The following is an 8857-nucleotide window of genomic DNA, read 5'->3' as shown; positions in this document are numbered from 1 at the left end:
ATTTAAAACTTCATTTTTAATTTAAAAGGATCTAGGTGAAGATCCTTTTTGATAATCTCATGACCAAAATCCCTTAACGTGAGTTTTCGTTCCACTGAGCGTCAGACCCCTGAGAGCAGAGATAGCGCTGATGTCCGGCGGTGCTTTTGCCGTTACGCACCACCCCGTCAGTAGCTGAACAGGAGGGACAGCTGATAGAAACAGAAGCCACTGGAGCACCTCAAAAACACCATCATACACTAAATCAGTAAGTTGGCAGCATCACCTCCCTGTTTAAAATCATAATTTGGTTGTTCTGTTCTTGAGTTATTAAGTAGAGTTCTTATCAGTGTTTGCCAAGCATGATTGATAAATTTATTTTCTGATTCTTTAAAATATCGTCTGATTAAAGCACATAAATCTTCGACACTTTTCTGACGAGCGCTAGCTGCCCAACGGCCCCCTTCGGTTTGCACCATTGAACGTTGTACACTGTCTCCTAACTGAGCGATAAATTTCTGTTCATCGTCAAGTTGCATGTTTTCATTTATGATTAATTCATACAAAGCAAGAAAAACAGCTTGATAGTAACGAGGACATTCTTGAGATGAAGATGCATTGCCCAGAATGTGTGATCTAAAGTTCAAATTATTTGCATCAAATAATTTTTGAATCATCTCATAAACGAAGAGGTAATTATTGACAATTTTATCTGCACCATTTGTCTGAATGTAATTCTCTAATTGAGTTCGTGTATGGATTGCATGACTCGTCGAACCTTCACCGTAAAATGTATCGAGCGATGTTGATCCTGATGTTGGCTTATCATCTAAAAATATATAGCCCAAGATATTTGCAACTAACTCTTCATCGTCAGAGTCTCTAATGCTAGGCCTACTAATGATATGATTTCTAATATAGAAATGATTGTCTATATTTATTCCATAATCGAGTCCATCATTGCAAATTGATATGTTATGTATTTTATTCAGTCCCATTATATCGCTATGTGTAGTATCTCCTCTTATAATTGTCGATATTTTCCTTACTAACTCTGAAAAATTACTAACGCACCCCGCACTTCGTAGTTCTTGTTTTGATAAAATTTTACCATTGGAATTTATGCGTCGAAACACTTCGTCAATGTGGTCCTCTGTTGAAGAGTATTCAGATATAGCAAATCTATAGCGAGCAATTAATGTAGAACTTTCGCGGGATAGCACTGGCTCTTTTTGTTGAAGTTTACCACTGTCTTTTAGTTGTTTTGTTAATGCAATGGCATCTAAATTAAAGTATTTACCATTTAATGAAAATCGCTGCTCAATAAAACTCATTAAAGCTTCTAGTCTTTGCATTCCATCAAGGATTTCTCTTTTGTTGTCAATGGAAACAAACAATAGCAAAGGGATAGGGTATTGCTGAGTCATTGATGAAATCAGTGCTGTTTTCTCTTCGAGGGACCATACTAATTTTCTTTGGTATCTTCGATTTATAATTAATTTATCATCCAGATACCACTCGTATAATTCTTCTGCTGTCTTGGAGTCAATATCTAAGTTTTCATTAGCCATTAGATGTATCTCGAGTATTTAGTTAAGAAACTGATAGGTCAGTATTTGCATCAATGTTCATTGAATTTGTATCCGAAGTCAATCTGATGTAGGAACTTCAAAACTGCGCAAAACACGCAAATACGCACAAGAAAGTAGGGCTGCGCTTGGAATTCGGAAAATAAACCACATCAAAACTACTTTTTAGCCAAATAACGTTTGGGAATCACCAGAATGGTGGGACAACAGCGGTTTTAGTGCCCTAAATCGTACGTTTTCATCCAGTTGCCCCTCAAACCCCATGTTCAAGTCAGAATAGTGGACAGGCGGCCAAGAACTTCGTTCATGATAGTCTCCGGAACCCGTTCGAGTCGTTTTCCGCCCCGTGCTTTCATATCAATTGTCCGGGGTTGATCGCAACGTACAACACCTGTGGTACGTATGCCAACACCATCCAACGACACCGCAAAGCCGGCAGTGCGGGCAAAATTGCCTCCGCTGGTTACGGGCACAACAACAGGCAGGCGGGTCACGCGATTAAAGGCCGCCGGTGTGACAATCAGCACCGGCCGCGTTCCCTGCTGCTCATGACCTGCGGTAGGATCAAGCGAGACAAGCCAGATTTCCCCTCTTTCCATGTCAGATTTCCTCCTGACCAGTCGCCGGTGCATCCAGCCATTCTCGTTCTTCAGCTGATATTTCAGCATTCGGATCACACTGTGCCAGTAGCTCAGCCAGTGAATATTGCGGGCGTCTGTACGGCTCAACAATCAGCCGGCCATTATCAATGACCATGCCAACTTCATTATCTGTGCCCAGAGACAGCGCATTCAGCAGTGCCGGTGGGACGGTCAGCATAACTGAGCCGCCAACCCTCTTCAGTCGGGTGGTATGCATTCTTCACCTCCATAAAAGTTATATTTAAATATAACATCCACTAAAAAAACACACCAGGCTTTAACGCACAATGTTTAATAAAAATATAACTTTCAACCAAACAGTAAACCCAGCGTGGTTGCTTCCATATGCAGCAATACCGGCAGCAGCAGGCCACCACTTCTGATCCTGGCCACTGATGTAATCAACCCCACCAGGAACAGTTCTGCCAGTGTCAGCAGGTTCTGATACTGGCTGTGCGCGGCGACGAACAACAACGACGTTATCAGCGCCCCCAGCCACATCGTCCAGCAGTACCGTGAACGGAAGACGTTCAGCATAATCCCCCGGAACAGCGTTTCCTCATTCAACGGGGCAAGGATAAAGATGGTCAGCAACGTCAGGATCACGTCAGGTATGGACTTATCGGCAAAAAGTTTCGTCATAAATGGCTCAGCAGGCAGAGCCAGCGCCTTACCGAGCAGAAATACACCGACATACACCACGGCCATCGCACCGACCAGCCACGGTACGCCAACGTTGCGCAGCTGACCAACGACCGGTAGCGGAGCTATCCAACGGCGGTATACCAGGAAAACACACAGCAGGTACATCAGAACAGTACCATGACTGAAGAACAAATAGTTTTTTCCTGATCCATAAAGCAGAACGGCCTGCTCCATGACAAATCTGGCTCCCCAACTAATGCCCCATGCAGCCAGCATAACCAGCATAAACTGCAGATATTGATTACGTGTTTGAATCATTGCATCGCCTGTAAATTTTTAACTTGTCCTATTTTTGTCATTACCACGTATATACACATGTATAACAATTCAGATATCGTTACCAGGATATGCCGCATCAGCGGCATGGAAGGCGGCACTCTGTTGTTTCATATGATACAGGAGTAAAACCGCCGAAGCCCGGCGTAAGCCGGTACTGATTGATAGATTTCACCTTACCCATCCCCAGCCCTGCCAGACCATACCCGCTTTCAGCCATGAGAGAGCTTCTGTGCGCGGTCGGAGTGGTCCCGACGAGGGTTTACCCGAAGTCGGGGCGTATCTCCGCGTTAGCGGGCCGTGAGGGCCGCTTACGAGCGTGTACTGAGAACTTCCAGCGAGAAGACTGACAGCGATGAAGATGTAGTTACAACATTCATAATTAAAAGCGACTCTGTTCCGGCCCGAAGGGCCGGGGCGGGGCCGCTTTTCAGTTATGAGGGAGGGGCTTTGTGGTTTCAGTTCTGCGCTGGACCGGGGTTTTTCTGGAGGTTGTTTTTGTGTGTTGTAACTAAAGTGGCTCCGGTCGGGGCCCGCCGCTTGCGGTGGGAGGTGCATATCTGTCTGTCCACAGGACAGGCAGTGAATAGGTTTTCTTTTTAAATGAATGTAATTAAGTAGTTTAAAGGAGATATAAACAGGTGTTTAAAAGATACATTGCACCCTGTAAGACTGGCGGCTGGCGCTTTATGACATGAACGGTTGTAACCTTATGGGGAAGTCCCTTGCAGTTAAATGTGGATAAGCAAAATTCCCCGTCGCTGAGGCGTATTTTGTATTAAAAACAGGGGGAATCGGATGCTCCAGAAGGTGGATGATGAGATTGTTTTTTGCATGCGACGCTGTTTTTTTGTGCACCGGCGGGCTTCAGGCGTGCGGATGCCTCCGGCGCAGGCCGGATTATTCTGAGGAGATCACTTTCAGGGGGAAGCGGTGGCCAGCCGGCTGTAATTGCGGTTACGTGACAGAATCATGCGCTCCTTCACACGACGCTCCACTTCACGTTTTACCGCCTCACGACTGGCAGAGAAGCGCCCTTCCGAGATTTCACGCGTCAGCTGCCGTTTCACCAGGGTGACGATATCCTGACGTTCCCTGTTCGCATCACGACGCGCACGGGCACGCTTTATTCCCCGGGACTTAAGCTCTGTCTGGTAACTGCGGAAACGCTCACGGACAAAACGCCAGGCTTTCGCTATCAGTTCATCCATACCCAGGGTATCCAGCCCCTGCTTTTTGCGCTGTCTGTTTTCCCATTCCACACGGCTGCGGCGCGCGGCGGCCACTGCCTCCTCTGATACATCGAGGGCAGCAAACAGTGCAGATGTGAACGTGATATCGGTCGGAATGTAGCACCCGATAAGCGGGTCATATTCCGTCTGGTAGGTAATCAGTCCCAGCTCTGACAGGAACGTCAGAGCCCGGGTGGCACGGGTGATGGAGAGTTTTCCTGCACCGGACTCTGTCGCCAGCCCGCACTCAATGGCCAGCGTGGTGATGGAGCACTGGACACGGTTGGCCAGCGGGTCATAGTGGAAACACAGCCCCTGCAGCAGCGCATCAATAGCCCGTCGACGCAGCACCGGTGGCATGCGCCGACGCAGTCCCTTCGAACGGGCATGCGCCACATGAATAGCGAAATCAAAACGGGAGGTGAAGCCCACCGCCTTTTCCATCAGTTTTTCGCAGAACTTCAGCGTTCCTGCACCTTCACGGGGTGTAAACACCGGATTCGGGTTCTTTACCTGGCGGTAATACGTTTGTTGAAGATCAGTCACACCATCCTGCGCTTACAATGCGCAGAAGGAGTGAGCACAGAAAGAAGTCTTGAACTTTTCCGGGCATATAACTATACTCCCCGCATAGCTGAATTGTTGGCTATACGGTTTAAGTGGGCCCCGGTAATCTTCTCTTAGTCGCCAAACCTGGTGAAGGTTATCGGGGTTTTTGCTTTTCTGGCTCCTGTAAATCCACATCAGAACCAGTTCCCTGCCACCTTACGGCGTGGCCAGCCACAAAATTCCTTAAACGATCAGTAATCTAGCACTGACAGAAAAAACTAGCAAGAATGTGACCCCATCACATCATGTTCCGGTGACAGGCCTCTTTCTCGATAAGCCTTTCTATCAACTCTGCCTGAGTTACCCCTTCCTCTGCACACAGACTGGTAAGGCAGTTTTTCAGTTCTGGTCTGACGAAAACCTTGATCTCTTTACATACAGATCGTTTGCGCGCAGAAGCTGCTCTCTGTCGTTCTGCTTCACTCAAAGGTTTACCCTTTCTGTATGCTCGTTTTGCACCAGATGAGGAAGTCACTGCATTTTCTGTCTGCGACATCTCGCCTCCTCAATACTCAAACAGGGATCGTTTCGCAGAGAATACTACAGTTTTTTGAAATCAGCGACTTGAGAATTGTGACGAAGATCTGTGTTGGCGCACAAATCAACGGGGATTACTGTCGTTTAAGGGCTGCGTTTGGGAAACGTACAATATTGTACGGTTGCGTTATCGCGCTCGGACGCTATACGGTGTTTGGCAGACCTTTAGGGACATGAGATAACCTAAATGCGATAAGAGAAAAGCAATAACTTAAAGGCGATAGCTGATCACGATGAATCAATCAGTTACTTATCAGTATCGGTTAAAAAATGCCCCTAACGAATGGAAGGGACTTCCCCTGGATATGCACCTGATTAACTCTTGTGCAATCATGGGGTAAACATAGCCTGGAGAGATTCGTTATGACCATCACTACTATCGGTATCGATCTTGCTAAAAATGTGTTCGCTGTTCATGGGGTTGACCAAAATGGCAAAACCGTTCTGGTGAAATCCAGAGTAACCCGCGCAGCTCTTCCCGGGCTGATTGCAAGTTTACCGCCCTGTGTTATCGGGATGGAGGCGTGCTCCGGGGCTTATTACTGGGCAAGATTGTTTCTGCAATATGGTCATGAGCCGCGTCTGATGGCCGCTAAATTTGTATCTCCATACCGCATGGCCGGTAAATCAGGGAAAAATGATGCAGCTGATGCTCAGGCTATCTGCGAAGCGGTTCGTCGCCCACATATGCGGTTTGTTCCAGTTAAGGACGAGAGCCAGCAGGCGATGCAGTGTCTGCATCGTAACCGACAGGGTTTTATCGAAGAGAAAACAGCAACATATAATCGTCTTCGAGGGTTGATATCAGAATTCGGCGTCATTGCCCCACAAAGTACAGATGCTTTGCGGCACATGGTTTCTGCGCAGAAGAGCTCTTTACCTCTTCAGGTTCAGCAATGTGTAGATGATTTACTGGAACACGTTGATCGCATTGAAGCTAACATCACTGAATATGACCGAATTTTGTCCCGCATAGCCAAAACAGATCACCGCAGTCAGCGGCTGATGAAGCTAAAAGGAGTTGGTCCCACAACTGCCTGTGCTCTGGTTGCCTGTATCGGTAATGCACATGATTTTAAAAATGGACGGCAACTGGCGGCCTGGCTGGGGTTGACTCCATCGCAATACAGTAGCGGCGGAAAGTCGAAGTTAGGCAGGATAACAAAAGCCGGTGATTCGTATCTGCGAACGCTTCTGGTACAGGGGGCTCGTTCAGTACTGATTGGCGCTGAGAAAAGGACTGACTTATTCAGTCGTTGGGTCTGTTCACTGGTCGAACGCAGAGGATACTGGCGCGCTGTTGTGGCCATCGCCGCCAAAAATGCAAGGCTGTGCTGGGCATCATTGCATTACGGTGATGATTTCAGGCTGTATTCAGCAAGCTAAAGCAGGAAGAAACCGTATGACCATCTGATCTGCAACTCGTTGATGATAAAGGGTTAGACCCCGTGAGGTATATCTGATTATTGTACAGGATATACGTATCCGCTTAACGAACAAGAGCCTCACGCGCGTCTTTCATCAGGGTCCGAATCGATAGCGATTCATTATGGCCGTTTATAGTACCGCAGTCTCTCCCCTTTATTTTTAACTGTAGTGCAGACACAAACCATAAATACCGACGTTGACTGTTCGGGGAAGCCCTTATAGTACAAAAATGTCCGATCTCCAAACCGCCCCCACATACGGCAGTCGGTTTACGCTTACAGTTAAGACGATCAATTTCTTATTATTGATCGTTTATACAAGTCAATATATTCTTTTCTGACATACACTGCCCCTGAAAAAGTGCAACGTTTGACCGTAAGGCGCGTGCCTAGGGAAATTCACAGACTCCAAGAAAGAGAGGAACAACGGATGTCAGAAACGGTACAGATTGAGTCGTTCAACGCAGAATTTTTGACCAAACAGAAACTACACGACCTGATTTTTTACCGCAAAAGTTTTGATATCACGAATGTTAACGACATCAGTGAAACCGTCAAAATAGTGGAGTATGTGATTGAACATCAGCAGAAGAAATTAACCTGCCGCGTATACACCGAATACAGAAGCACTGCGGTGGCAGGCTCCCTATGGTCACCAACAGCACTTCTGGGAGCTGTGAGTGCTGCCGCAATCGGTGTCCATAATCTGGCGACATGGAACCCGGACTATGAAATTGGTAAGAATTACGTCAAAAGAACCATATCTGTAAGGTATAAAAAGTAACGGGTTTATATCTGTCCGGTTCAGCCAAAATCCTCTCCCATAATTCCTATGCGAGCTGAACGGGGGCAGTCTGGAGATCGAAAAATTTTGAACGTTAAGCGCATTATTTAACCAATAGATATGCATAACAGATTGATTTTGCGTCAACGTCTATCTCTTTTAAGTTATCGCCATTGCAGTATTGCATTTAGGTTATCCGATTGAGGTCAAATCCTCTGAAAACGCCGTATAGCACGGGAGTACACCCGAGCGCGATAACGCAACCGTACAATATTGTACGTTTCCCAAACGCAGCCCTTTAATGTGATTTAAACTGTGAAATAGTATGGTTTTCAGTTATGGAAACGCCGGGAGCGGGGAAAACTTGCTTTTTCCCGTTTCCGGGGTTGGACAACTGAGCAACGCGAAGGCGTCAGCTACGATGTTCCGGGGACTGCTGATCAGCCCCTGTTGTATTCAGCCATTCTCCGGTCATCTGCAGCAGTTTTCTGGCATCGTGGCTTCTGAGCAACGGAATACCAGCCTGCCTCAGAACCTCTTCCAGAAGAATATCCCGGCGTCTGCGTTCCGGTCGTAAATGACTGGCATCATCCAGCTCTACTGCTGCAACAATACTGAACGAACGCCGCTCAACGATAACCACATCAACATGCCACTGAGACACCATCCTGAATAACTGCCACCACTGGCGTGATCGTGGCCGGATATTCCCGTTCAGCTGGACGATATCCGCGACCCGTACCTGCGGACACAGATACCACCGCTTCATATCCACAATTCTGAACAGTCCTTTCATAAAACTGACTTCCCTTCCTGTCAGCAGCGTCTTCTGACGTTGCCAGCATTCACCGCTGGACAGTATTCGCTCTGCATCACCGGTCCGTATACCTGCCGCATGCAATTGCATCAGCAAAGGAGAATGCTGATTTACACTTCTGAGGATAATCCGGATAAGTAACGCTGCAATAGGTGATGCTGCCAACTTACTGATTTAGTGTATGATGGTGTTTTTGAGGTGCTCCAGTGGCTTCTGTTTCTATCAGCTGTCCCTCCTGTTCAGCTACTGACGGGGTGGTGC

The 8857-nt window shown here is 47.0% G+C and carries 12 protein-coding genes and 1 pseudogene; 3 read left to right on the top strand and 10 right to left on the bottom strand.

Translation table 11 applies throughout. The features are described from left to right. Nucleotides 1–112: 112 nt before the first annotated feature. The 9 genes and pseudogenes from ACJHYW_RS24735 to ACJHYW_RS24695 form a co-directional block, all read right to left on the bottom strand. A pseudogene (locus ACJHYW_RS24735) lies at nt 113–211 on the bottom strand (IS1 family transposase); the annotation flags it as partial. 28 nt (nt 212–239) lie between these two features. Continuing rightward, nucleotides 240–1550 (bottom strand): DUF262 domain-containing protein, encoded by a 1311-nt coding sequence (locus tag ACJHYW_RS24730; RefSeq protein WP_001262765.1) that lies wholly within the window; start codon nt 1548–1550, stop codon nt 240–242. A 284-nt stretch (nt 1551–1834) separates the two neighbouring features. Continuing rightward, a complete protein-coding gene (gene pemK-mt, locus ACJHYW_RS24725; protein ID WP_000439434.1) occupies nt 1835–2167 on the bottom strand; it encodes a type II toxin-antitoxin system toxin endoribonuclease PemK-mt in 333 nt (110 codons plus the stop codon). 1 nt (nt 2168) lies between these two features. Then, nucleotides 2169–2426 carry a type II toxin-antitoxin system antitoxin PemI gene (pemI, locus tag ACJHYW_RS24720; protein WP_000557619.1) on the bottom strand — a complete coding sequence of 86 codons (258 nt, stop codon included), beginning with the start codon at nt 2424–2426 and terminating at the stop codon, nt 2169–2171. Nucleotides 2427–2518: 92 nt separating this feature from the next. Next, entirely contained in the window at nt 2519–3172 is a 654-nt protein-coding gene (locus ACJHYW_RS24715; RefSeq protein ID WP_000616807.1) for a CPBP family intramembrane glutamic endopeptidase, read from the bottom strand. A 97-nt stretch (nt 3173–3269) separates the two neighbouring features. After that, nucleotides 3270–3410, bottom strand: coding sequence for a hypothetical protein (locus ACJHYW_RS24710; protein ID WP_001333237.1), 141 nt, complete (start codon nt 3408–3410; stop codon nt 3270–3272). Nucleotides 3411–4110: 700 nt separating this feature from the next. Beyond that, a complete protein-coding gene (gene repA / locus ACJHYW_RS24705; protein ID WP_032152935.1) occupies nt 4111–4968 on the bottom strand; it encodes an incFII family plasmid replication initiator RepA in 858 nt (285 codons plus the stop codon). Beyond that, complete coding sequence (gene tap / locus ACJHYW_RS24700) at nt 4961–5035, bottom strand: RepA leader peptide Tap (protein WP_001365705.1); 75 nt, start codon at nt 5033–5035, stop codon at nt 4961–4963. The genes repA and tap overlap by 8 nt, the downstream gene beginning before the upstream one ends. A 234-nt stretch (nt 5036–5269) precedes the next feature. Beyond that, nucleotides 5270–5527 carry a replication regulatory protein RepA gene (locus ACJHYW_RS24695; RefSeq protein ID WP_000083821.1) on the bottom strand — a complete coding sequence of 86 codons (258 nt, stop codon included), beginning with the start codon at nt 5525–5527 and terminating at the stop codon, nt 5270–5272. A gap of 404 nt (nt 5528–5931) precedes the next feature. Between ACJHYW_RS24695 and ACJHYW_RS24690 the strand changes: the two genes are divergently transcribed. Continuing rightward, nucleotides 5932–6954 (top strand): IS110 family transposase, encoded by a 1023-nt coding sequence (locus tag ACJHYW_RS24690; protein ID WP_000156883.1) that lies wholly within the window; start codon nt 5932–5934, stop codon nt 6952–6954. A gap of 471 nt (nt 6955–7425) precedes the next feature. After that, on the top strand, nt 7426–7779 hold the full coding sequence (locus ACJHYW_RS24685) for a hypothetical protein (protein ID WP_000005489.1): 354 nt from the start codon (nt 7426–7428) through the stop codon (nt 7777–7779). A gap of 412 nt (nt 7780–8191) precedes the next feature. On the opposite strand, the gene ACJHYW_RS24680 is transcribed toward ACJHYW_RS24685, so the two are convergent. Then, nucleotides 8192–8770, bottom strand: a complete 579-nt coding sequence (locus tag ACJHYW_RS24680) for a DUF2726 domain-containing protein (RefSeq protein WP_032152936.1) — start codon at nt 8768–8770, stop codon at nt 8192–8194. A gap of 32 nt (nt 8771–8802) precedes the next feature. Between ACJHYW_RS24680 and ACJHYW_RS24675 the strand changes: the two genes are divergently transcribed. After that, nucleotides 8803–8857 (top strand): IS1 family transposase (locus ACJHYW_RS24675; RefSeq protein ID WP_129692851.1); only part of this gene is annotated, 55 nt, incomplete at its 3' end.

Source organism: Escherichia sp. WS3063, from assembly GCF_046486595.1.
Taxonomy (GTDB): Bacteria; Pseudomonadota; Gammaproteobacteria; order Enterobacterales; family Enterobacteriaceae; genus Escherichia; species Escherichia coli.
This window is presented reverse-complemented; position numbering and strand designations above follow the sequence as displayed.

Bases quoted from the DNA above. Each gene is read 5' to 3' on its own strand.
- ACJHYW_RS24730 (WP_001262765.1), bottom strand. From the start codon at position 1,550: ATGGCTAATGAAAACTTAGATATTGACTCCAAGACAGCAGAAGAATTA.
- pemK-mt (WP_000439434.1), bottom strand. From the start codon at position 2,167: ATGGAAAGAGGGGAAATCTGGCTTGTCTCGCTTGATCCTACCGCAGGT.
- pemI (WP_000557619.1), bottom strand. From the start codon at position 2,426: ATGCATACCACCCGACTGAAGAGGGTTGGCGGCTCAGTTATGCTGACC.
- ACJHYW_RS24715 (WP_000616807.1), bottom strand. From the start codon at position 3,172: ATGATTCAAACACGTAATCAATATCTGCAGTTTATGCTGGTTATGCTG.
- ACJHYW_RS24710 (WP_001333237.1), bottom strand. From the start codon at position 3,410: ATGGCTGAAAGCGGGTATGGTCTGGCAGGGCTGGGGATGGGTAAGGTG.
- ACJHYW_RS24695 (WP_000083821.1), bottom strand. From the start codon at position 5,527: ATGTCGCAGACAGAAAATGCAGTGACTTCCTCATCTGGTGCAAAACGA.
- ACJHYW_RS24690 (WP_000156883.1), top strand. From the start codon at position 5,932: ATGACCATCACTACTATCGGTATCGATCTTGCTAAAAATGTGTTCGCT.
- ACJHYW_RS24685 (WP_000005489.1), top strand. From the start codon at position 7,426: ATGTCAGAAACGGTACAGATTGAGTCGTTCAACGCAGAATTTTTGACC.